Source organism: Pectobacterium sp. IFB5596 (genome assembly GCF_021432585.1).
Classification (GTDB): domain Bacteria; phylum Pseudomonadota; class Gammaproteobacteria; order Enterobacterales; family Enterobacteriaceae; genus Pectobacterium; species Pectobacterium punjabense.
In genome coordinates, this window is the sequence record NZ_LXFY01000012.1 from 16,644 (window position 1) to 39,932 (window position 23,289).

At 39.8% G+C, this 23,289-nt stretch carries 21 protein-coding genes; 4 read left to right on the forward strand and 17 right to left on the reverse strand.

All coding sequences use genetic code 11. From position 1 onward, the window contains the following. Positions 1-3: 3 nt before the first annotated feature. From A6301_RS09855 to A6301_RS09870, 4 genes are all read right to left on the reverse strand, one after another. The gene (locus A6301_RS09855) at positions 4-681 is read right to left on the reverse strand and encodes a YjbF family lipoprotein (RefSeq protein WP_215483800.1); all 678 of its coding nucleotides are present in this window, start codon (positions 679-681) and stop codon (positions 4-6) included. Between the two features lie 75 nt (positions 682-756). Continuing rightward, positions 757-1,029, reverse strand: coding sequence for a hypothetical protein (locus A6301_RS09860; protein ID WP_215483801.1), 273 nt, complete (start codon positions 1,027-1,029; stop codon positions 757-759). A 459-nt stretch (positions 1,030-1,488) separates the two neighbouring features. Further along, complete coding sequence (gene gndA, locus A6301_RS09865) at positions 1,489-2,895, reverse strand: NADP-dependent phosphogluconate dehydrogenase (RefSeq protein WP_205541756.1); 1,407 nt, start codon at positions 2,893-2,895, stop codon at positions 1,489-1,491. 230 nt (positions 2,896-3,125) lie between these two features. Further along, the gene (locus tag A6301_RS09870; protein WP_234257689.1) at positions 3,126-4,022 is read right to left on the reverse strand and encodes a sugar phosphate nucleotidyltransferase; all 897 of its coding nucleotides are present in this window, start codon (positions 4,020-4,022) and stop codon (positions 3,126-3,128) included. A gap of 243 nt (positions 4,023-4,265) precedes the next feature. Here A6301_RS09870 and rfbA point away from each other — a divergent pair, with 243 nt between their 5' ends. Genes rfbA through rfbD form a run of 3 tightly spaced genes read left to right on the forward strand, consistent with a single transcriptional unit; the run spans position 4,266 to position 6,518 of the window. Further along, positions 4,266-5,135: a glucose-1-phosphate thymidylyltransferase RfbA gene (gene rfbA / locus A6301_RS09875; RefSeq protein WP_107169884.1), complete on the forward strand. Its 870-nt coding sequence runs from the start codon at positions 4,266-4,268 to the stop codon at positions 5,133-5,135. A gap of 1 nt (position 5,136) precedes the next feature. Then, positions 5,137-5,673 (forward strand): dTDP-4-dehydrorhamnose 3,5-epimerase, encoded by a 537-nt coding sequence (rfbC, locus tag A6301_RS09880; protein WP_107169883.1) that lies wholly within the window; start codon positions 5,137-5,139, stop codon positions 5,671-5,673. After that, positions 5,670-6,518: a dTDP-4-dehydrorhamnose reductase gene (rfbD, locus tag A6301_RS09885; protein ID WP_234257690.1), complete on the forward strand. Its 849-nt coding sequence runs from the start codon at positions 5,670-5,672 to the stop codon at positions 6,516-6,518. Before rfbC ends, rfbD begins: the two co-directional genes overlap by 4 nt. Before the next feature lie 169 nt (positions 6,519-6,687). On the opposite strand, the gene A6301_RS09890 is transcribed toward rfbD, so the two are convergent. The 13 genes from A6301_RS09890 to wecA all read right to left on the reverse strand — a co-directional run bounded on the left by A6301_RS09890 (position 6,688) and on the right by wecA (position 20,992). Next, positions 6,688-7,101, reverse strand: a complete 414-nt coding sequence (locus tag A6301_RS09890) for a WbuC family cupin fold metalloprotein (protein ID WP_234257691.1) — start codon at positions 7,099-7,101, stop codon at positions 6,688-6,690. A 1-nt stretch (position 7,102) separates the two neighbouring features. Then, a complete protein-coding gene (locus tag A6301_RS09895) occupies positions 7,103-8,302 on the reverse strand; it encodes a glycosyltransferase family 4 protein (protein WP_215483822.1) in 1,200 nt (399 codons plus the stop codon). Continuing rightward, positions 8,302-9,432 (reverse strand): non-hydrolyzing UDP-N-acetylglucosamine 2-epimerase, encoded by a 1,131-nt coding sequence (wecB, locus tag A6301_RS09900; protein WP_234257692.1) that lies wholly within the window; start codon positions 9,430-9,432, stop codon positions 8,302-8,304. Before wecB ends, A6301_RS09895 begins: the two co-directional genes overlap by 1 nt. Continuing rightward, the gene (locus A6301_RS09905; RefSeq protein ID WP_234257693.1) at positions 9,429-10,304 is read right to left on the reverse strand and encodes an SDR family oxidoreductase; all 876 of its coding nucleotides are present in this window, start codon (positions 10,302-10,304) and stop codon (positions 9,429-9,431) included. Before A6301_RS09905 ends, wecB begins: the two co-directional genes overlap by 4 nt. Beyond that, the gene (locus tag A6301_RS09910) at positions 10,304-11,341 is read right to left on the reverse strand and encodes a polysaccharide biosynthesis protein (RefSeq protein WP_107169877.1); all 1,038 of its coding nucleotides are present in this window, start codon (positions 11,339-11,341) and stop codon (positions 10,304-10,306) included. The genes A6301_RS09905 and A6301_RS09910 overlap by 1 nt, the downstream gene beginning before the upstream one ends. Positions 11,342-11,391: 50 nt before the next feature. After that, positions 11,392-12,501: a glycosyltransferase gene (locus A6301_RS09915; RefSeq protein WP_234257694.1), complete on the reverse strand. Its 1,110-nt coding sequence runs from the start codon at positions 12,499-12,501 to the stop codon at positions 11,392-11,394. A 53-nt stretch (positions 12,502-12,554) separates the two neighbouring features. After that, positions 12,555-13,700: an O-antigen polymerase gene (locus A6301_RS09920; RefSeq protein WP_133169870.1), complete on the reverse strand. Its 1,146-nt coding sequence runs from the start codon at positions 13,698-13,700 to the stop codon at positions 12,555-12,557. A 22-nt stretch (positions 13,701-13,722) separates the two neighbouring features. Further along, positions 13,723-14,631, reverse strand: a complete 909-nt coding sequence (locus A6301_RS09925; protein WP_234257696.1) for a glycosyltransferase family 2 protein — start codon at positions 14,629-14,631, stop codon at positions 13,723-13,725. Between the two features lies 1 nt (position 14,632). Then, complete coding sequence (locus A6301_RS09930; protein ID WP_234257698.1) at positions 14,633-15,868, reverse strand: flippase; 1,236 nt, start codon at positions 15,866-15,868, stop codon at positions 14,633-14,635. 152 nt (positions 15,869-16,020) lie between these two features. Beyond that, entirely contained in the window at positions 16,021-18,192 is a 2,172-nt protein-coding gene (gene wzc / locus A6301_RS09935; protein ID WP_234257700.1) for a tyrosine-protein kinase Wzc, read from the reverse strand. Positions 18,193-18,208: 16 nt separating this feature from the next. Continuing rightward, complete coding sequence (locus A6301_RS09940) at positions 18,209-18,643, reverse strand: protein tyrosine phosphatase (RefSeq protein WP_107169871.1); 435 nt, start codon at positions 18,641-18,643, stop codon at positions 18,209-18,211. An 8-nt stretch (positions 18,644-18,651) separates the two neighbouring features. Continuing rightward, on the reverse strand, positions 18,652-19,788 hold the full coding sequence (locus A6301_RS09945) for a polysaccharide export protein (RefSeq protein WP_205543289.1): 1,137 nt from the start codon (positions 19,786-19,788) through the stop codon (positions 18,652-18,654). A gap of 124 nt (positions 19,789-19,912) precedes the next feature. Further along, on the reverse strand, positions 19,913-20,992 hold the full coding sequence (wecA, locus tag A6301_RS09950) for a UDP-N-acetylglucosamine--undecaprenyl-phosphate N-acetylglucosaminephosphotransferase (protein WP_234257701.1): 1,080 nt from the start codon (positions 20,990-20,992) through the stop codon (positions 19,913-19,915). A gap of 648 nt (positions 20,993-21,640) precedes the next feature. On the opposite strand from wecA, the gene A6301_RS09955 reads away from it, so the two are divergent. Further along, positions 21,641-23,227, forward strand: coding sequence for a TerC family protein (locus A6301_RS09955; RefSeq protein ID WP_205541721.1), 1,587 nt, complete (start codon positions 21,641-21,643; stop codon positions 23,225-23,227). The last annotated feature ends 62 nt before the right edge of the window (positions 23,228-23,289 follow it).

Sequence of the window (23,289 nt, forward strand, 5' to 3'; positions counted from 1 at the left end):
CCCTTATTGTGAGTAGGGTTTTAATACGGTGAATGCAACCAATGCCATATCCGGCCCCATATACTGCTGGCTCTGAACGACACTTCCGTTAGTCGGATCAAGCCAGTAACTATTGGTATAAGAAGCATTCAAGGCAGGGACGGTGACCTGTTCATCAAAGCGCAACAATTCGCGCGCGGTATCCAGAATTTTTACCGTCTCTTTGCCACGAACCTGAAAAACGGACGTCATGTCATAACCACCGCGAAAAACCTGAGCCCACTCAACCCGGCTTTTCCACGTCATGGGTGTCGATGCTTTCAATAGGCCTAACGTCAGAGGATCATATTGCAGGTTATCCACATAGGTAATGTCTTCACCAAATCCTTGCGTCTTCACTACACGACCATGTTGGGTCACGACCATATTTTTATCAGCCCCGATCCATTTCAGCTGATTCTGCTCAGCAAAAGCGAGTACAACAAACGCCTGAGGCGCTTTACCCACTTTCAGATAGGCAGATGCATATGGCCTATCTGCAACCTGCCTAGCCGTCACATGGGTATCATCCTGTCCGATAAAAGCCAGTTTAAAAGTTTTCCCCACCTGTTCCATATTTTGCGAACAACCGGTCAAAAGAATTGAGAAAAAAGGGATAACAATCAGCGCTTTCATTTTTGCTATTCGTTTTATTCTTATCATGCGATGAAGTTCTCGTTGAACAGCGTAGCCCAGAAAAAGAAAGGCCACCGAAGTGGCCTTGGGATTAGCGAGACATCAGGTCCCAGTAGTTGTTGTCGCAGTATTGCTATCGTCATTGCTGGCAACAGCAACAGCAACACCCACAGCAACAGCAGCAGCGACACCCACCGCAACCAGTGCGGTGGTGCCAGCCGCAGCGCCAGCCGCAGCTGCGGCACCAGCCGCAGCACCAGCACCAGCACCAGCACCAACAGTACTAGTCGCGCCAGTAGCCGCGCCACCAACAGCAGCATACACGTTTGACGACATGGCCAGGACAGCGACCAGCGTGATTAACGTTTTCTTCATTACGATTTCCTTTTAAACATGAAGTACTTCAGGGTGGGGTACCGTCAAAAAGACCATACCCCGTCCTTCATTCCAGTCAGCACGGTGGCAAATATACTATTGTGCCTTAGCATGACCGTTACCGGGTTCCTCCCAGCAATGAGTTACAGTTCAATGGCGCTGAAACTCTTTACGATACAAGCATCGTTGATAAAGTAACACGCTCGGATAATCAAGGCCAAAGCGCAAAACTACCACTCAATTTTTGCAATACCGTTAAAAATAGCAAGATCCCAATGTAATAAACAGCAATGATCTCGGTAAAAACGCAGATTTCTTTAATGAAATTTACAGTATTTCAGAAAAAAATCATAGATATCTTAACGATATCAATAGACTGCTTCACCAATATAAAAAACGCCAGATATTTCCTAATCTGGCGTTTTATTAACAGACTGCATTACTTAATGCATAAAACGATTATTCCAGCCATTCGGTATGGAATACGCCTTCTTTATCCGTACGCTTATAGGTATGCGCACCGAAATAGTCGCGCTGAGCCTGAATCAGGTTAGCAGGTAGCACGGCAGAACGGTAGCTGTCGTAATAAGCGATCGCCGCGGAGAACGTTGGTGTCGGGATACCTTGCTGAACGGCGTAAGATACCACATCGCGCAGTGCTTGCTGATACTCGTCTGCCACTTTCTTAAAGTAAGGTGCCAACAACAGGTTAGCAATATCTGCTTTCTGATCGTATGCGTCGGTAATTTTTTGCAGGAACTGTGCGCGAATGATGCAACCTGCGCGGAAGATCTTGGCGATTTCACCGTAGTTCAGATCCCAGTGATTCTCATCTGATGCCGCTTTAAGCTGTGAGAAACCCTGAGCATAAGAAACGATTTTACCCAAGTATAACGCGCGGCGCACTTTCTCAACGAACTCGGCTTGATCACCACCGAATGGCTGAGCCGTCGGGCCTGTCAGCACTTTAGATGCCGCAACACGCTGATCTTTCAGGGAGGAAAGGTAACGGGCAAAAACAGATTCAGTAATCAGAGACAGCGGTTCGCCCAGATCCAAAGAACTTTGGCTGGTCCATTTACCGGTACCTTTGTTAGCCGCTTCATCCAGAATCACGTCAACCAGGTACTTACCTTCTTCGTCTTTTTTCTTGAAGATATCGGCTGTGATTTCAATCAGGTAGCTGCTTAGCTCGCCTTTGTTCCACTCAGAGAACGTCGCAGCCAGCTCATCGTTGTCCAGATTCAGTGCCTGCTTAAGCAACGCGTAAGCTTCGGCAATAAGCTGCATGTCACCGTATTCGATGCCGTTATGCACCATCTTGACATAATGACCAGCACCATCTGCGCCAATGTAGGTCACACAGGCTTCGCCGTCTGCACGTGCAGCAATCTGTTCCAGAATCGGCGCAACCAGTTCATAAGCTTCTTTTTGACCGCCCGGCATGATAGAAGGCCCTTTCAGTGCGCCCTCTTCCCCACCGGATACGCCTGTGCCGATGAAGTTAAACCCTTCAGCGGACAGCTCGCGGTTACGGCGAATAGTATCTTTATAGAAGGTATTACCACCATCGATCAGAATATCGCCTTTTTCCAGGTAAGGTTTCAGCGATTCAATCGTTTTATCGGTTGCTTCACCAGCCTTCACCATCAGCAGAATACGGCGGGGTTTTTCCAAGGATTCGACAAACGCTTCAACGGTGTAAGAAGGCACCAGTTTTTTGCCTGGATTTTCCGCGATAACTTCATCGGTTTTATCGGAAGAACGGTTAAAGATGGAAACGCTATAGCCACGGCTCTCAATGTTCAGCGCCAGATTGCGCCCCATTACCGCCATACCAACAACGCCAATTTGCTGTTTGGACATTAAAGCAACTCCTGTCTGAAGGATAACCTGCCTGCAACGGCGACAACGCCTCGCATTGCGACCTCGCAAGCAATTTAAAAACAGGGCAACATGGTAACTCAGCTTTGCGCGAGTGGGTAGTGATTGGTTTGATAGCGAAAGCCCACCTAATCGGAACATATGGCGGGGAAAAGAAAAAACCGCAGAACGATTCAACGATCTGCGGTTTTGCAGCAAGTTACCACCCGATATTACTTTTTCAGCAGCGCCTTAATACTTTCTTTAAATTCGGCGCCAAACTCCGGATTGCGTAATCCATAGGACACAAATGCCTGTGCGTAGCCTAATTTACGGCCACAGTTAAAGTTTTTGCCCGACATCTGTACAGCATCAACTTGTTGAGTCGCAATCATATCGGCAATCACATCCGTTAACTGAATACGTCCCCATGCGCCGGGTTCGGCTTTATCCAATAAAGGCCAAGCATCGGCGGTTAAGACATAGCGCCCTACTGCGGAAAGGTCAGACCCTGTTTCGGACGGTGCCTCAGGCTTTTCAATCATTGACGTAATCGCGGCCGCGTCGCCCGGGTTCACCAGCGGTTTTTCACAATCAACCACAGAATATTCAGGCAACACCTCATAAGGTCGATGTTTCACCAGCACCTGGCTGCGCCCAGTTTCTTCGAAGCGGGAAATCAACAGCGCCAGGTTTTCCTTCGTCTGATCGGCCGTGCTTTCATCTAGCACGACATCGGGCAACACCACCACAAACGGATTATCCCCAATGATTGGGCGAGCACAGGAGACCGCATGCCCTAATCCCAGCGTTTCCCCCTGACGAACGTTCATTATCGTCACGCCTTTCGGACAAATAGACTGCACTTCAGCCAACAACTGGCGCTTGGCACGTTCCTCCAGCAAAGATTCAAGCTCAAAAGAGGTATCGAAATGATTTTCTATCGCATTTTTAGACGCATGCGTCACCAGAACAATTTCTTTAATCCCCGCCCTCACGCACTCGTTGACGATCTTCTCGATCACAGGGCGATCAACCAGCGGCAACATTTCCTTAGGGATGGCCTTGGTCACCGGTAACAAATTCATCCCTAAACCTGCTACAGGGATAATCGCTTTCAATGATGTCATGGATTGACTCTCTTCAATCTGATGGTTTTTATTTAAATGCTATTTTGATCGAACCGATCATTTTCACTTCGTAGCCTAATACCACCCGCCACGCATGACTCTAAGATTACACCCAATCAGCCACAAAGCGATCTCAGGTATCTGACTTTTTCTGATTCTGACGCCGAAAGAAATTTTTGTAGAGTAACGTGATACACTAGAGTCGTGATCTAGAGATAATTTTTATAGCATAAGGGTAGATTGATGAAAGGGATCGTATTAGCGGGAGGAAGCGGTACACGTCTGTATCCTATTACTCGCGGAGTTTCTAAGCAGTTATTGCCTATCTATGATAAACCGATGGTTTACTATCCGATCTCCGTTCTCATGCTCGCAGGCATCCGTGAAATATTGATTATCACCACGCCTGAAGATATGCCAGCATTTCAGCGCCTTCTAGGTGACGGCAGCCGTTTTGGTATTGAACTTAGCTACGCGATTCAACCTAGTCCAGATGGGTTAGCTCAAGCCTTTATCATTGGTGAAGAATTTATCAATGGGGAACGCTGTGCGCTGGTACTTGGCGATAATATCTATTTCGGGCAAAGCTTTGGCAAAAAACTTGAGTCCGTAGCAGCAAAAGAAGAAGGTGCGACGATTTTCGGTTATCAAGTTACCGATGCTGAGCGCTTTGGCGTTGTCGAGTTTGATCAAGATTTCAGAGCACTATCGATAGAAGAAAAACCGGTAAAACCTAAGTCAAACTGGGCCGTCACTGGACTCTACTTCTATGATAAGAATGTTGTGGAGATGGCGAAACAAGTCAAACCCTCCCACCGCGGTGAGTTAGAAATCACTACACTGAACCAAATGTATCTTGAACAAGGCACATTGAATGTTGAGCTGTTGGGAAGAGGTTTCGCCTGGTTAGATACGGGCACGCACGATAGCCTGATTGAGGCGTCACAATTTATTCATACTATAGAGAAACGCCAAGGGTTTAAAGTCGCATGCTTGGAAGAGATTGCATTCCGCAAAGGCTGGCTGTCTAAACAGCAAGTTGCTGACGAAGCAAAAGTAATGAGCAAAACGTCCTATGGGCAATATTTAACCCAACTCATCTCAGAAAAATAATATGCAAATCATTGATACCGCTGTTTACGGCGCAAAAATTATTCAACCGAAAGTATTTGGTGACGCCAGAGGCTTCTTCCTTGAAACATTTGAGAAGAAGCGCTACCAAAAGATGTTGGATATCGATTTAGACTTTGTTCAGGATAACCATTCCCGTTCAAGCAAAGGCGTATTACGCGGCTTACATTTCCAAAAAACGAATCCACAGGGAAAACTGGTTCGCGTTGTACGCGGGGAAGTTTTTGATGTTGCAGTAGATATTCGTCAGGATTCCCCAACATATGGTAAATGGTATGGGATAGTGCTATCTGAAGAGAACAAAACCCAATTCTGGCTCCCACCGGGGCTGGCACATGGTTTTGTCGTTCTCTCAGATACCGCAGATTTCGAGTACAAGTGTACAGATTATTATGATCCCAGCGATGAAGGATGCCTGTTATGGAACGATCCTGAAGTTGGCATTGAATGGCCAATATCCGATCCATTGCTTTCTGAGAAAGATAAGCTAGGCCAATTATTCAAGGATCTGGGAAAATGAAAATATTATTAACAGGTGCGAATGGGCAATTAGGCCGCTGCTTTCAAGATCGTTTGCCAATAGGGTGGGAGATTTTGGCGACGGACTCTGGTGAACTCGATATTACGGATTTAGCCCACATCGAACAGGCAGTAAAGGATTTCCAACCGGATGCTATCGTCAATGCTGCTGCGTACACCGCCGTAGACAAGGCGGAATCAGAACCTGAACTTGCAGAAAAAATCAACACTACAGGCCCAGAGAATTTAGCTGTTGTCGCCAGCAAGCAAGGCATTCGGTTAGTCCATGTTTCTACCGATTATGTCTTTGATGGTAATGCTACTGAGCCTTACAACGAAGACAGTGCAACGAATCCGCTAAGCGTTTACGGTAAAACCAAGTTAGCGGGTGAGCAAGCAGTGACACAAGCTGCTCCTGAAGCAATTATTGTGCGAACCGCTTGGGTATTTAGTGAATACGGCAATAACTTCGTTAAGACAATGTTAAGGCTAGCAAAAGAACGGGATGCATTAAGTATTGTTGCCGACCAGCGCGGTTGTCCAACCTATGCCGGGGATTTAGCGCTGGCGATTATTTCTCTGCTTGAAAAAAATGCTAAAGGAGGGATTTATCACTATTGTGGGGATAAGGAAGTAAGTTGGTATGAATTCACCCAAAGCATTTTTACTATCGCTGCACATAATGAAAAATTGAAGAGAACACCAACGCTAAAACCAATCACTACAGTTCAATACCCAACACCAGCACATCGCCCTTCTTATTCATCTCTAGCATGTCAAAAAATTCAAAGGCTTAATATCGAGTTGTCTAACTGGCAGGCTGTTTTGAATAAGCTAATCAAGTAAAAATATCACTCTCATTTAAATAGAATAATATTTAATCATGGCAAGTTATTTATCATAACTTTGCCATGAGATTTTCTACTGCACAATCTACTAAAATCAACCAATCATGAAATTAATATATAGAGAGTGGTAGTTATATAATTGGAGAAATTTGTTCTATATAATTAGCCTAATCATGACTCCAAGAAGGATATGTTTTGGCATATTCAATTAAGAAAGGCCCTTCTTTAACTTCTAATATTAAGGCCTTGTCGCTAATACATTCCAAACTATGAATATCATATGGATTAAGTTCAACAACTGCAGAATTCATGTTTTCACCTACATTAAATTTTTTAATCACCCCCCCTTCATTATCATAAATACATATTTCCACACACCCCTCTATGACGATGAACATTTCCCATTGGTGTGGAAGAGCATGGTAATGAGGTCTAACATAGCTTCCTTTAGTTAAGGCTATAAATAATCGTTGAACTTTCTCATCATAATTAGCATGCAGGTTGAGATGAGACCTCTTTATTAGAGACTCTTTCGCACTTTCAAATAGCGGAGATAAGTACTCATTATTATATACTTTCATGTTATACCTTTAAGTTATCAATAATAGCATTTCCTACAGACTGAACTGAAAACTCACATTCAAGTAGAGAATATGCATTACGACCAACACTATTTCTTAACTCAGGGTTCTCATAAAGTAATAATGCATTATTAAACAGTTGCTCATCATCACCATTTATTGTAATCAAGCCTGCATTTTTTCCATTTACAATATCAAGTAAATCATTACCAAAATTAACACTACCTAAAATGGGTATTGACTGAACCATATAACCAAGTAGCTTTCCTGGAAAGTTATGAGCTGTATGTTGAGCTGATAAAGAGAAAAGTCCGATATCTATGTCTGCTAGGATATTTTTAAACTCATTTTGGTCGACAGAAGGTAAATAGGTGAAATTCTTAAGATTCCATTCTTTTGCCAATTGATTGACTAATTTAACTTCATCCCCTTGACCAACAAATAAAAAATGAGCCTTATCATAAACACTCATAGATTTTGCTAACCGCATTAGATTAGCCATATCTTGCGCATGACCAATATTACCGCCATAAAAATAAATTACTTTATTTTCTAAATGAAGTTTTTTGCGGATACTGACTGGCTTAGAAGGTGGATTATAAGGATTTAATGCAGCCCAGTTTCTTAAAATATCAGTTAAATAACTATGATTAGTAATTTCATCGAAAAGCAATTTATTTCTTTCAGACATTAAACCAATAACATTTGCTTGGTTATATGAATGTTTCTCAAAAAACCGAAAATATTTCTCAACAAATGATCCTTTCCTAATCATTCCTGCATCTATTACCCATTGGGGAAAAAGATCACGTAACACTAGGTAGGACTTACATTTACAACGTCCCTTAATTTTTGAAACCAATGGCCCCCAAAATATTGATGGTGAATAATAAATAATTCCATCAAAAGTCTCAGGGCCTATTTTTGAGGATATAGCATTCCACGCACGAAATGAAAGTAATGTTTCGTTAATTGCTCGTTTGATCTTATGAACATCTTTGATTGCTCCACTTGAAAAATACCAAATATTCACAGAATCAAGTTGGCACTGAACTAACTTTTTCTTCTGCTTTTCAACAGGAGTAATTACTGTAATCTCATAACCTAATGAAACATAATAGCAAGCAAGGTCATGGAACATTTTTGCTCCAACTCGTGTACTATGAGGTAAGTAATCATCAATAATCAGAGCTAAATGCATTAAATTTTTTTCCACACAACTCTATTTACATAGTCCGTATAGCTTAAGATAGTACGAAGAACTTTATCTGAAACATTTGGTGCTATGTAATCCTGAACCGTATTTATTAATCGTTCTTCTCCTCTAGGCTGTGTTTCCAATATTTCAATAGCCTGAAGAATACGAGTTATGCTCATACCCGTGAACATAACAGCTCCCTCTTCAAAACCCTCGGGTCTTTCTTGAGCTTCACGAATATTAATAGCAGGGAAATTTAAAATTGAAGATTCCTCTGTTATTGTACCACTATCACTCAATACAACTTTAGCCTCTTTTTGCAAGTGAACATAATCACTAAAACTAAGTGGTTTCATAAGTTGTATTTTGTCATCAAACTTAACATTTAGACTATCTATTTTTTTACGTGTTCTTGGATGAGTTGAAACAATTATAGGTAGGCTATATTTATCTGCAATTGTGTTTAATGCTTCCACATATAAATGGATGTTTTTTTCTGAATCAACATTTTCCTCTCGATGCACACTAACTACAAAGTAATTACCAGAACTGAGTCCTAGACGAGACAAAACATCTGATTTCTGAATTTTATCTTTATAAAAATTTAAAACTTCATCCATTGGGCTACCTGTTTTTACAATAAGATCAGGGCTGATTCCCTCTTTTAACAAGTAGCTACGAGCTATATCACTATAAGGCATATTCACATCAGAGATGTGATCGACAATTTTTCTATTAATTTCTTCAGGGACTCGTAAATCGAAACAGCGATTACCTGCCTCCATATGAAATATAGGAATTTTCCTACGCTTCGCAGAAATTGCGGCTAAAGCACTATTCGTATCGCCAAGAATCAATACTGCTTCAGGTATTACATCTTCAAATAACTTATCCGATTTGCTAATGACTTGCGCCATAGTCCCTGCAGGATTAGTGCCAGCACATTCAAGGAAATAATCCGGATAACGAATACCTAAATCATCAAAAAATATTTGATTTAGCTCATAATCATAATTTTGACCAGTATGTACTAATATATGTTCACAATATTGATCTAACTTTGAAATTATACGCGATAAACGAATGATCTCGGGCCGAGTTCCAACAACCGTTACAATTTTTAGCTTTTTCATAACACATATCTCTTTATATAATCTTTATACATATATTCAATTAATTCATGCCATATTGGCGGTAAAAAACCAGTTGATGTTCTAAACTTAATTGAATCTAATGAACGATCAATAATAAAATTATCGTTATTGTTGATTAATATTTTCTTCCCATAAATTTCAGCAACTAAAGAAAGCAGAGTAAATTTATCGATAGGATCTACTGACAAATTATACAAGCCGTTTAACTCTGAATTTATAAAAATTTTCTCCGCAAGAATTTTTGCGATGTAGGCAGTTGGTAGACCAGAGAAAATGGCTTTTGAAAAACCATCAATTTTTCCTTTCTGATTTAGAAACCAATCAATAAGGCTAACTGAAGTAGATAATTCATGGCCAATTATGGATGTTCGTAATGTTATATGCTTCCCGTAGTTAACTTCTCCGAGATATTTTGACTTTCCATACAAATCTGTTGCTGTTGGTAAATCATTCTCTTTATAGTTGCCTTTTTTACCATCAAAGACACAATCTGTTGAAAAATGAATTAACTTTGCATTATTCTGTTCGCAAAGGCTGGCCAATTGGTGTGGGAATAATGCATTAACTTTAATAGCAGATATGTGCTGCTTAGAGATATCATGCTGTTTTATAAGGCCAATACAGTTTAAGACTATGTCCGGTGATATTTTTTTAAGAACACTTTCGATATTGTGCATATCACTAATATTGATATTATCGATTACATTGTTTATATTTTTTTTAAAAAAACTCTCTTTTCCTTCGATAGTACGGACTGTTCCAAAAACATTAAGATGCCTATAATCACTTAAATTAGAAAATAAGCTATAACCAAGCATTCCGGTTGCACCAATAACTAGAACTTTCATCATTATACTCCCTCAGGAATAATAATATTTCCAGATTCTATTTCTTGAATGAAGTCAAGTTTTCGAAGAAGTGTCTTCATTCCATCAACATCTAAACGAATTGTATTATGAGAATTATAGTCTTCTATTGATGAAAGATCTTTTTGACCTTCTTCAAAATATTTTGAATAATTTAAATCTCGATTATCTGCTGGAATTCGATAGTAATTACCTTGATCCTGAGCCACAAACATTTCTTCTCTACTACACAAAGCTTCATATTGTTTTTCACCATGACGGGTGCCAATAATACTCACTGGATGTCCTGGTTTATTCAAAATATCTAATATAGATTTAACTAATATTTCGATAGTAGCAGCAGGGGCTTTTTGAACGAAAATATCACCATTCGAACCATTTTGAAATGCATGTAAGACTAGATCTACAGCATCATCTAGAGTCATCATGAACCGAGTCATATTAGGATCTGTTATTGTAATAGGATTCCCATTCACTACTTGACGAATAAATAGTGGAATTACAGATCCCCGTGAAGCCATCACATTCCCATAGCGAGTACCACAGATCGTGGTATTAGTATTTTCAAGATTACGGCTCTTAGCTACAATTACTTTCTCCATCATTGCTTTTGATATGCCCATTGCATTGATGGGGTAAACAGCTTTATCAGTACTTAGGCAAACAACCCTTTCGACATTATGGTTTATAGCTGATTCAAGCACATTTTCCGTACCTAATACATTCGTTTTTACTGCCTCTAAAGGATAGAACTCGCAGGATGGAACTTGCTTTAGTGCCGCAGCATGATAAACATAATTAACCCCACGCATTGCACTAGAGACACTTTGCAGATCTCTTACATCACCAAGGTAAAATTTAAGCTTGTCCGATTGAAAGTATTTACGCATATCATCTTGTTTTTTTTCATCACGTGAAAAAATTCTTATTTCTTTTATATCGGTATTTAAAAATCTCTTGAGGACCGCATTACCAAAAGAACCTGTTCCACCTGTAATTAATAACACTTTATCTTTAAACATACATCCTCTTAGTTCTTAATTTTAAAAACAGTCTTTATAGAAATAACTAGCTATACTCTATTGATAACATGCATCAAATCATCCCACCCATCAGCATAATTTATTCTTTTGGCAGGTTTTTTTTCATCACAGGACATTTTTTGTTTTATTTTATCAGCCCATATTTTTGCATCCATAGGGTCACAATAAGAGGCTTTATTATACTCAGATAGGACCTCTTTTGAATAAGGTAAGTCACTGGCCAATATATCCAAACCATAGTATGCAGCTTCTAATAACGGTAGTCCAAATGTCTCAAGGCGGCTAGGAAAAGCCATAATTCTCGTTCTAGAGTAAAGTTCGCTAACCTTATTTTTATCAATTCTTCCAAGAAATATAATAGAATCAGATAACCTATGCTTATCGATTAATGAAGAAACAAAATTAGAAAGTTCATTTTTATTTATTGTCAAAACCAGTTTTATATCGTTCTCTTCAAGGAAATCTTTCCCTATGATCCCTAGCGCATTAATTAGCACTTCATGGTTTTTATAAGAAAATGCAGTAGCTGGATAGAAAATGATATTTTTTATATTTCCACTTTTAGGACATTCAGGTATTTCAGGTATTTCAGGTATTTCAGGTAAACTTGGCTTGATCACTAAAACATTATCACTTTCTACGTTTAGTTTTGAAACTAATTCATTTTTTATCCATTTAGTTTGCACGATAAAATAGTCAGCAAATGGCAAATTTGCTTTTATAAAAAATATATAAAACTTCTTATATAGCCATAACAATCTTTCTTTAGAAGAAAGCGGCGAAAAATTTAAATCTGAAAACGGTATAGATTGATGCATATAAACAAATTGCTTTATTTTTTTTATCCTAACAGGGATATTTTGCATATTTATGCAAGTATCAAATATCATACCTTTCTTTTTTAAGAATTTATCCAATCGATAAAAGTCGAAAAGAATTCTACTAATCCAATTTTTGGTATTAATACAGATATAGTTAATATTATTATAATGTGGCAATTTATCAAATGTACTTTCATTAATAAGCACTGTATAGTTATGTTCTGTCTTCGACACAACGTTTAACAATTGACATAAAATAGTAAGAGCTCCCCCATCTGTTGCTGCTGTCGCTATAATTAGTATATTTTTTTTATTCACACACTCATCCTTACCAATTAAATTTTGAAATTCTATTCAGCATGGAATACTAATTATTTATTATTAATCATTACACTTTTAATAATTCCATAAGAATAAATCAGGACAAAACAGAAAAAAAACTCACCTTTAAGAAATAAATTATCAAAGATCATAAAAAAAGATAACACAGAGAAATAAATAAAATAGGCAACTCTTATTTTTGCAGGCATGGTCAAGAAACCAATGACATAGAATAAAAATTGAATGAATATTTGAATACAAACACCTGCTAATCCTAATAATCTTGCTGGTTGTGCAAAACCAGTGCTTGCATTTAAATAATCAACAACAAGATCAACTTTTAGTTCTGAAAACCCTAAATACTTTACAAGCGTGTTCGGTAATAAAAAAGACGAAATATAGTACCCCATGCAATTAGCAGAATCGTTATAACATATGTCTAATCCATGATTATATTGTTCAACATTAAATATTAAATTATAAATTGGGCTAGACATATAGAGCCAAATCCAATACAAAATCTCACCTAATGCCTCTCCATTAGCATTTGCCCCTCCGACATTTAAAATGTAATTAGAGGTATAATCGCCAGCTAATATCTGTCGGAGATTGCCAATAAAACCAAACGTCAAGATTAAGAGAAACGAAGAAAAAACCATTTTCATTACTAGTTTCTTATTAATCCCATTTTTATAAACCGTCGATATAATAACAATTAAAAATGAGACCATAAATAATTGCCTAGATAATGTAAGAACAGAAATCATCACAGCAAAAGAAAAAGAATAAACTAAGGCCTTTCTAGAAGAAAACAATGATGATAATAAGACAGCACAAATAGAAGATGAATAAAAAAAGACATGGAAAAACGGAAGGCCTTGATATTCATCTCTACCAGAGACCATGAGGATAGGAATCCCCTTTAAGTAAAATTCTAGAAAAAAACCTAAAAATGAGATTACTATGAATACTTTATAACCATTATCAAACCCATGATTATTATATAACTTAGGGGATGAAAAATTCTTTTTACATAAAGAATACAAAATTACAAATAAAACCAATGGAAATATAAAAAAAATAAAACTATTGAAAGATAAAGAGTTATATAGATAAGAAAAATTCAATGCGGATAAAATAAGGCAAAAGAATAAAGCCGTAAATATATTGAGTGGGTATAAAAAAAATTTTTCCATGTATTATATCTTCACTCTGAGGTCATCTTACTAAAAAGACAATAAATGTAAAAAAAGTCAACATTTTTTTATCTCTAAATAAACTTAAAAAAATATACCTAAAAGAAAAACATATCGACTTAATACCGTCTAGTTCGACTAAATAAAAAACATCATTATTTTTTATTTTTTTTATTTCAAATAGCATTCTTTTTATTTTAGCTTTCGATTTACTTATTCTACCAAATGAATCTAACGACGAACGAATTCTTTTAATGAGACTTTTCCTTCCCCCGCCCACAACATTATTATCATGTTGGCGATACTTAATCGTAATTTTATCAAAATAAAACAAACCATTTTCTGCTGCGGCATTCAGAGCCAACCAATTATCATGCATGGTTATACCATCAGGGATTGGCAGACATTTATCTAATAATGCACGATTAAAAACTGTTGTACAGCCATAAACACTACATTTCCATAATAAATTAATAGGATCAATATTTTCCCGTGGATTGATTTTACATGATTTGTAGAAGCTCTCGGAGATTGTATTCAAATCCTTATCCACCAATTCAAGATCACTATAGAGCATTACCGGACGACTTCTATTTTTATCTTTTTTCTGAATTTCATCTAACAATAACTCTATTCTATTTTCAGGCCACACATCATCTTGATCAGCTAAAAATACATAATCAGCTTTGGTTGCTTCTAACACTTTATTGAAATTACTCAACACCCCTCCCTGTCTCTCATCATTGATGAGAATAATTCTATCGTCAACCTGGGCCAACTGCTTAATAAGACCAACAGTGTTGTCCAAAGAGGCATCATCACTGATATACAATCTCCAATTCCCTACGGTTTGATTTATAATGGAATTGATTTGTTCAACTATATATTTTTCACCATTATATGTTGCCATAGCGATATCTATTGAAACCATGTTATTTTCTCGACAGAATATAAAGAAGAAGAAAATCAACAGTTACTCTAATTGTCCAAGCAATTGCTGTGCCATACAAAGAAAAATTCACCGTCAATAGATATAACAAAAGTAGATAGGGAAGAAGCTCAACACCATGTAGCGCTGCAGTCCATTTAGCGTGACCTCTTGCCTGAATTTGTGCGAACGGTATTTGGGCAAGTGAATTAAAAAAGAAACCAATCAAAAGAATGCTAAAAATGTTAGCAGGTTCGCCAAAAAATTCGCTCCCCATCCAAATCGTCATTATTTCTTCCGAAAAAAAGACACCTAAAAAAACAATAAAACCACAGGTAACAATAAGTACAAGGTAGCTAATTTTTTCTAATTTTTCATTATCTTCTTTATTATAACAACTGCTAAGTTTGGGAAATAATACTCTTGCTAATGCGAATGGGATATTTAATAACCTGCTGATACCTTCAGAAGGTGCAGTATAAAAAGCTACTTTATTTGCTCCTAATAAATTTGATATCACAAATCGATCAAAGTAAACCATTATAGGACTAATAATGTTACTTATCGTAATCCATCCGCCAAACTTAATAAGGCGACTAAAAGTTTCTTTATAAAAAATGAATTTACTTGCTAATATAAATTTACGACATGCAAAAAAGCCAAGAAACAAAGATATAGCTCTTCCACAGACTAAACCGATAGTCGCAGATTTAAGCGTTGGTTCAATCAACACAGCAAATGCTGGAAGTGCAGATATACAAGAACTACTGATGATACGCTGAATATTTATATTACCAAACTTCTCAAGGCCCTCAAGATATGCTAACCATATTTGGTTTAATAAAAAAACTGGCACTAATAAAGAAAGAAGTTGGAAGGATTCCTTTACATCGTCAAAAAAAACATCTGATACCTTTATAATTTCAGCTATCTGCGGTGAATATAAAAATATCCCGCCCCCCGCAACACCACCTAATATCAATACAGATATGCTAGATGTTGATATTATTTTCCTTTGTTCACTAACATTATCTCTATTTATTGATATTTCTCTAATCACCGTTCTGGTGAGCCCAACATCGAATATACTTGCATAACCGACAATTGCAAAAGCAAGGGTGAAAACACCAAATAATTCCATACCCAAATATCGTGATAACAAACCTAATGCAGGAATAGCGATAATAGAAGGCACAGCAAAACCACATAGGTTATATAATGTATTCTTAATTAAGCTCATAAATCATTCTGAAACTCTAAAACAAAAAGGGGTATTAAGAAACCATAAGTATTTTTATTTATGGTTTCTTAAAGTCATTAAAAAAGAATAAAAACCCATCCACTGTAGATAGTAATAAAAAAGAGGCAATGCTTTTTTCGTATTTTATATGACTATTTTTTATCGTCCTTATAGTCATATGTATAGTAGTTATAATTCCCATAACCGTAATAGCTAGCTGCACGTTTTACAATCGCATTCAGAATAACACCTTTAATTTCCGTACCATTCTGCTCAAATCGGCGCACACTTACCTCTATTTCTTTCAGCGTATTCACCTCAAAACGCGCAACCAAGAGGGACGTTCCCGCGTTCCGGCTGATAATTGCAGCATCAGTCACAGCTAGAATCGGGGGGGTATCCAATAAAACAATATCATAATGTTTAGAAGCCCAGTCAACGAACTGAGAGAAACGGCTATGCATTAACAACTCAGAAGGATTAGGTGGAATCTGTCCACGAGCGATAAAATCCATATTTCCCACAGCGGTTTTACGGACACTTTTTTCTGCCGTTATCTGCCCAGACAATATATCAGAAAGGCCATCAGTTCCATGGGTTCCCATTAATTCATGGGCATACCCCTTGCGCATATCACAGTCAACAATCAGAACTCGCTGTCCCGACTGTGCGATAACAGCGCCAAGGTTTGCGCTAACAAATGTTTTACCAATTGCAGGACTCGCACCAGAAATCATTAGTACATTATTTTTAGCTTCCATCATGGCAAAGTGCAGGCTCGTGCGCAGGCTTCTAATCGCTTCAATAGCGAGATCGGCAGGATTACCCACTGCGAGGAGTTCTGTAGAGCGCGTATTCCCTTTCTTGCTTTTTCCTAATATTGCTCTGTCTTTCTTCTGCTGCCATTCTGATAAAGGAACGCTGGCGTACACGTTAATTCCTAAATCCTCTAACTGCTCAGGGCTTTCAATGCCTTTATGCAGCATTGTTTTTAATATAACAAATATCGTTGATATTACAGCACCTATAATTAGCATTGACAAAATAGCAATGAGCTTTTTAGGTTTTACAGGTTTAAGCTGAAGTGCAGCTGCATCAATAATGCGAACATTACCAACTGTACTCGCTTTGTTAATGCTCAGTTCCTGTTGTTTATTCAACAGCTGCATATAGACTTCTTGTCCAACATTTACGTCACGTGTTAAGCGTAATATTTCTTGTTGGGTTTTTGGCATGCTACCAACACGCTTATTGATTTTTTCGCGTTCCTCTTCAAGAGTTTTTCGCTTTTCCATCAACGCACGATAAGCAGGGTGTTCTTTAGTATATAGCTTGGATATTTCAGCCTCTTTAAACGTAAGTTCATTAAGCTGAGACTCTACAGACACCATCGTATCCAAAACAGCTTTCGCTTCTAACGATAAATCAACGGATTCATTTTTTTGTCGATAACTGTTTAATTTATTATCAGCATCATCAAGCGTGAGACGAACATTGGGTAGTTGTTCCTTAAGAAACTCAAGGCTCTTTCCTGCTTCCTCAGATTTGCGTTCAACATTTTGCTGAAGATAATTTTGGCTAATACTATTAAGTATTTTATTGGTTAACTCAGGATTTTCACCTTCATAACTTAGCGAAAGTACTCCAGTATCCTTTCCTTTATCTGCAACAACTAAATTTTCTAATATGTTATTAATAGCCGTAATAGTATTTAATTTCTTAAGGCGAAAAACTGTACCTTTCTCAGCCTTAATATCACTTACTAATATAGAAAGGCCATTATGTTTTTCTATACTCCCAACTTTTCCATTGAATTTTAAAGCATCCCCTGCTTCTATTACATAATTCTGCTCATCAATAATGGTAAGTCTAATAGCTTCATCTTCCCAAGATTTAGGCACTTCCAATCTTGATACTGCAATCTTCCCCACATCTTCTCCCAGCAGCCTCGCAAAACCTTTACCAAAAACGGGAAAATATTTTTGTTGAGCTACAATATCTAAAGAGAGATCGCTAACCGTCTTACCAACCACCATCCGCGATTTAATCAGCTCAATCTCCGCAGCTGATTCAGGCTTCGCATCCGGTAATACACTAGAGATGTCTTTAAGGAGGGAATTCCCGGCATTTTGCTCCACCTGGATTAACGCATCCGATTTGTAAATTGGTGTAGCAAATGTCGCATAAAGAATACCAGCGATAGTGAAAACTGCAGTAACACCAACAATTAACCAACGATGATCCAACAATGTTCCCAACAAACGCCCTAAATCAATCTCATCCGCATTCGTTTCGGATGCTTTTACTGAAATTTTCTCTGCCATGGATTTCCCTGACTTGTTAACGGCTTAATGCCTGCACCCATTTTTGGGCGGATTGCTCAAGTTGCAAGTAAACGAATTCAAATGCTTCGCGACTCTTTCGGTAAGGATCGGCAATTTCTTGTTGGCTCAGCCAGTGGCCAAAGAGCATAGTTTTACCTCGCACCTCTGGTGCGATACGCCCCACTCCATCAATATGTCCTTTCTCCATAACTAGAATCAGGTCGTACTGGCGGCATAAGGCGGAGGTCAATTGCTGCGCTTCATGCCCTTCGAGAGAAAGGTTATGATGATTTGCTACCTCGGTTGCCATTGCATCGGCGGGCTTCCCTACCAATGCGCCTAATCCAGCAGAAGCGATTCTTTTCGTCGGCAAAGCCTGTTTCAACAACCGCTCCCCCGTAGGGGAACGGCAAATATTACCAACACAAACGACAAGTATTGAATCAAACATAGTTATCTCTACGGCCAAGTACGAACGCGCAGCGAGCCCTCGGTCAACTCATTGAACCCAGAAATAGTAGGTACAAGCTGACTGATGACACGGTTCCAGCGAACGATTGGTGCCGTCGTTACATAGACAATATCATAAGGTTGTAACTGGAATTCCGTCCCCATTACCATGGCCGTAGCATCTTTCGCATTAAGTTGGTAGACGTCAGCTAGTTTAGGCCCTTGTGTTCCTCGTAATGACCGGATCACAAAAATCCCAGTGGCATCAGAAAATGTCTGATCAATGCCTTCTGCATTACCCAAAGCCTCTGTCAGGGTCATGCCACTGCGATCCATTTTGAGCGTACTTTGCTTCTTGACTTCACCCATAACGAAGACTTTCAAATCGTCATTGCGGGGAATATAAAGGATGTCGCCAGGGTATAGTAGAGTGTTTTGAGAAAGATCGCCGTTTTGCATCAGCGCTTGAAGAGAGATACGTTTTTCCTGGCCGTTATGCGTCAGCACAATGTTACGCCAATCAGCATTCTCGCTTAACCCACCCGCTTTATTGATTGCATCCAGGATGGTTAGTGGCACATTGGTAATGGGCTGTTCACCAGAAGTTTTAACTTCACCAGTTACATACGTCTTTTGAGAACGGAAAGCGGCAATACTAACATCGACCTGTGGGGATTCGATATAAGTTGCCAGACGTGATGTGATATCTTCACGAATCTCCATTACCGTTTTACCAGCAACCTTCACCTTGCCAATATACGGATAGAAGATTGTACCGTCGGAGTGTACCCAGTTGCCCGTATCCGCAGCAGTACGGTATGTACCCGCTGGGGTAGTCAATTCAGGATGATCCCATACGGTAACCATGATGACATCGCCAATACCAATACGGTACTCATACTGTTGGAGTTCACGTTCTAGCGCAGGGTTAGTTTGCGCAATCAGCGGCTTCGCCCGCATTTTATCCACTAAATATGGTGTGAGTGGATAAACATTCACTAATTTATCAATATTAAAATCAGCGTCTTGCTGTTCGATAACCGCTTTGCCACTCGTAGAAAGATGGCTACCGGGGATTAAGGTACAGCCGCTCAACAAAGCGAGTGACACCACCATTGGTATCAATTTCAATTTATGCTTTATCATCCTGTTCATGCCATCACTTTTGATTAAAAATCGCGCAAATCCCTACAAAATATCAAATAATTATAGAGGACATTTCGTTAAGCAAACCTACAGTCTAAAGCGCAAACAGCCGTTAATTTATCTGTTAGCGTCGTTGCTCCATCTTATCTGCAACAACAACCGCCCCATGACTGGCACGCCTTATCCAGGTCAGCAGACGCCATACTCGCGTTATTGCCCAAAAATAACCGACAAAAACAACCAAGAACGCACTCAGCATAACAGATTCGGCTATACCACTTAATTCACAAATAATACCAATTGCAGCCAAAACCATTGCTACAACAACAATTGCCAATAAAGACTGCCTAGGTGTCAAACCTGCACGCATCAGGATATGGTGTAGGTGCTCGCGGTCGGGCTTGAACGGGCTATCGCCTCTGCGAATCCGACGCACCATAATCGTCACCATATCCATTAACGGAATAGCGATAAACCACAGCGCCGTCACCGGACGAATAACGGCATCATCACCTTGCGTAGCCAAAATCAACAACCAGATAACGGTAAAACCAATAAGCGTACTACCCGCATCACCCATAAAGACTTTAAATTTCTTACCCCACGGCACACCCAGATTCAACAAAATGTAAGGTAACGTCGCAGCCAGCAAGTACAAACTCCACCGAGCAAGTTCGTGCCGTCCATCAAGATAAAAAACCACAGCCAATGCACCAAATGTTACACAGGAAAGTGCGCCCAGTAAGCCATCGATGCCGTCAACCATATTAAAGGCATTAATCGCCCCCCACACCGCAAATAACGTGACCGTATAACCAAAAATACCTAAGAATAACTCGTACCCGAACATCACCTTGCCTAAGGATACAAGATAGACCCCGGCGTACATCATCAAACCTGCAACGAGCGCTTGTAGACCAACACGGGGAAGAACCGGAAGATCGTAGCGATCGTCCAATATTCCCACTACCAACAATACCGTGGCGCAAATCATATAGAGAGAGAAATCAGGAATCCATGCAAAATCAAAGGCATACATGACCCATAAGGCCATGTAAATAGAAACACCGCCAACCAGTGGAATATGACCACGATGTCTCTTGCGCTCATTCGGTTTATCTACCAGCCCAACTTTTATTGCTACTTTTCTTGCTAAGAACAACGCAATGAAAGCACTCAGGAAGACCACCATAAATTCTTGCATTTTTGCACCATCACCAACCCGTTATGTGAATGTTTTGCATCAGACACGCTACCGCCCTTGGCTCGTAGCTACCAATGCGCTGTCAAACAACGTACGGAACACCATCCAATGGCTACACCCTGGACCCGTAAACCATCTGTTTGCATCTAAATATTTTAATTTATTTGTTAATCAATTGATTTTTATAACAAAAAACGATCAGCCAATATATTTTTTATATGATTTTAGCTAAATAAAAAAAACTAAATCTCGCCCATAATATTGGCGGCGACATCAAGAGCACAAGGGCAAGATGGCTTGAAAGGAGCTTTTCAGAATAAGACTACGCGCATCCCTGTCGCAAAAATCCTGCTAAATCTGCGCATTATTCTATGCGTTGTATGCACGTATTATCAAATAGTAACGTGCGATACCTTACGTATCGTTCTTAAAATTTTACTTATTGTCGATTTTTCACCCAAAATCTACCAATAAGCTACTCACCTTTCTATGTCAAAAAAATGACAACGCTTATCAGCGTCATCTCTCTGATCGGTATTTGTCCATGAGAACGCTTGTTATAAAGAATATCCTCGCAAATTCTGGTTCATCTGCGCACGCCCTGATACGCTATCAAGGTTATCTTCATTTAAAGGTGAAAAAATAGCTATGGAGTGGATCGCTGATCCAACAATATGGGCCGGGTTGGCTACACTGGTTGTCCTGGAATTGGTTCTGGGCATTGATAATCTTATCTTCATCGCCATTCTGGCTGAGAAACTCCCAAAAGAGCAACGTGATAAAGCGAGAGTCGTCGGCCTGTTACTTGCCTTGATTATGCGACTGGGCCTGCTGACGTCCATTTCCTGGCTGGTATCGTTGACTACCCCTCTCTTCACGCTCCTTGAGCACACATTCAGCGCTCGAGATGTCATCATGCTGGTTGGCGGGTTATTTCTACTTTTTAAAGCCACCATGGAGCTTAATGAGCGACTAGAAGGAAAAGATGAGGAGCAACAGGCTCAGCGCAAAGGTGCGCGTTTCTGGCCGGTAGTTGCCCAGATCGTCGTACTGGATGCCATATTCTCGCTGGATTCCGTGATTACCGCTGTTGGCATGACCGACCATCTGCTGGTCATGATGTCCGCCGTGACGATTGCCATCTTCCTGATGTTGCTAGCCAGTAAACCGCTGACCCGTTTTGTCGCTGAACATCCAACCATCGTTATCCTATGTCTTAGCTTCCTATTGATGATTGGTTTCAGTCTGGTGGCAGACGCGTTTGGTTACCACATCCCCAAAGGCTATCTCTACGCTGCGATAGGTTTCTCGGTATTGATTGAGATGTTGAATCAAGTTTCCCTGTTTAACCGCCGACGCTTTCTTTCTTCTTCTGTTCCGCTACGCCAACGCACCGCAGAGGTTGTTTTGCGTATTTTGCGCGGCAATCATGAAGAAGCCGAGCTGGACAATCAGACCTCGTCGATGATTGCAGACAACACTCGGGCAGGCCGGGAGGTGTTCAATATTCAAGAACGCAGAATGATAAAACGGGTATTGGGGCTGGCCCAGCGAACCATTAGCAGTATTATGACGTCGCGGCATGATATCGAGTCAGTTGAGCTGAATATTACGCAGGATGTGCTCGCCAAGCTATTAACAAGCAACCAGCACTCCCGACTCGTGGTAACCGACAGCAACACCTCTGATGAACCACTGGGCATCATAAATGTTGCCGACTTACTCCAGCAGCAGCTAAACCGCGAGCCATTCAACCTACGTATTCTGATCCGCCAGCCGCTGGTTTTTCCTGAGCAACTCTCGCTTTTACAAGCGCTGGAGCAATTTAGAGAAGGAAGAACACATTTTGCGTTTGTCGTTGATGAGTTTGGTTCAATGGAAGGGATTGTCACATTAAGTGATGTGATGGAAACCATCGCGGGCAACTTACCGCGCGAAGGAGAAGATCGCGATGCTCGCCACAGCATTCAACAGAATGATGATGGCAGTTGGACCGTAAATGGCTATATTCCGCTGGAAGACCTGACGATGTATGTTCCGCTGACGCTGGACGAAAAACGTGAGTACTACACGTTGGCAGGCCTGTTGATGGAGCACGCGCAGCGAATTCCACAGGTGGGCGATACGCTATCAATCGATGGTTATCAGTTCACTATTTTGGCGGTAGAAAGCCACCGTATTGTGGAAGTTCGCATTACACCAAACAACGAACCACAAACTGATTTTGAAGTGTGATAACAGCGTTATCACACAACCTACACCTTATCCGTACCCACACCCCCTTCCAGAATGGTAAG

Excerpts from the sequence above, each read along its gene's own strand:
- A6301_RS09855 (WP_215483800.1), bottom strand. The coding sequence starts at position 681 with ATGATAAGAATAAAACGAATAGCAAAAATGAAAGCGCTGATTGTTATC.
- A6301_RS09860 (WP_215483801.1), bottom strand. The coding sequence starts at position 1,029 with ATGAAGAAAACGTTAATCACGCTGGTCGCTGTCCTGGCCATGTCGTCA.
- gndA (WP_205541756.1), bottom strand. The coding sequence starts at position 2,895 with ATGTCCAAACAGCAAATTGGCGTTGTTGGTATGGCGGTAATGGGGCGC.
- A6301_RS09870 (WP_234257689.1), bottom strand. The coding sequence starts at position 4,022 with ATGACATCATTGAAAGCGATTATCCCTGTAGCAGGTTTAGGGATGAAT.
- rfbA (WP_107169884.1), top strand. The coding sequence starts at position 4,266 with ATGAAAGGGATCGTATTAGCGGGAGGAAGCGGTACACGTCTGTATCCT.
- rfbC (WP_107169883.1), top strand. The coding sequence starts at position 5,137 with ATGCAAATCATTGATACCGCTGTTTACGGCGCAAAAATTATTCAACCG.
- rfbD (WP_234257690.1), top strand. The coding sequence starts at position 5,670 with ATGAAAATATTATTAACAGGTGCGAATGGGCAATTAGGCCGCTGCTTT.
- A6301_RS09890 (WP_234257691.1), bottom strand. The coding sequence starts at position 7,101 with ATGAAAGTATATAATAATGAGTACTTATCTCCGCTATTTGAAAGTGCG.
- A6301_RS09895 (WP_215483822.1), bottom strand. The coding sequence starts at position 8,302 with ATGCATTTAGCTCTGATTATTGATGATTACTTACCTCATAGTACACGA.
- wecB (WP_234257692.1), bottom strand. The coding sequence starts at position 9,432 with ATGAAAAAGCTAAAAATTGTAACGGTTGTTGGAACTCGGCCCGAGATC.
- A6301_RS09905 (WP_234257693.1), bottom strand. The coding sequence starts at position 10,304 with ATGATGAAAGTTCTAGTTATTGGTGCAACCGGAATGCTTGGTTATAGC.
- A6301_RS09910 (WP_107169877.1), bottom strand. The coding sequence starts at position 11,341 with ATGTTTAAAGATAAAGTGTTATTAATTACAGGTGGAACAGGTTCTTTT.
- A6301_RS09920 (WP_133169870.1), bottom strand. The coding sequence starts at position 13,700 with ATGGAAAAATTTTTTTTATACCCACTCAATATATTTACGGCTTTATTC.
- A6301_RS09925 (WP_234257696.1), bottom strand. The coding sequence starts at position 14,631 with ATGGTTTCAATAGATATCGCTATGGCAACATATAATGGTGAAAAATAT.
- A6301_RS09930 (WP_234257698.1), bottom strand. The coding sequence starts at position 15,868 with ATGAGCTTAATTAAGAATACATTATATAACCTATGTGGTTTTGCTGTG.
- wzc (WP_234257700.1), bottom strand. The coding sequence starts at position 18,192 with ATGGCAGAGAAAATTTCAGTAAAAGCATCCGAAACGAATGCGGATGAG.
- A6301_RS09940 (WP_107169871.1), bottom strand. The coding sequence starts at position 18,643 with ATGTTTGATTCAATACTTGTCGTTTGTGTTGGTAATATTTGCCGTTCC.
- A6301_RS09945 (WP_205543289.1), bottom strand. The coding sequence starts at position 19,788 with ATGATAAAGCATAAATTGAAATTGATACCAATGGTGGTGTCACTCGCT.
- wecA (WP_234257701.1), bottom strand. The coding sequence starts at position 20,992 with ATGCAAGAATTTATGGTGGTCTTCCTGAGTGCTTTCATTGCGTTGTTC.
- A6301_RS09955 (WP_205541721.1), top strand. The coding sequence starts at position 21,641 with ATGGAGTGGATCGCTGATCCAACAATATGGGCCGGGTTGGCTACACTG.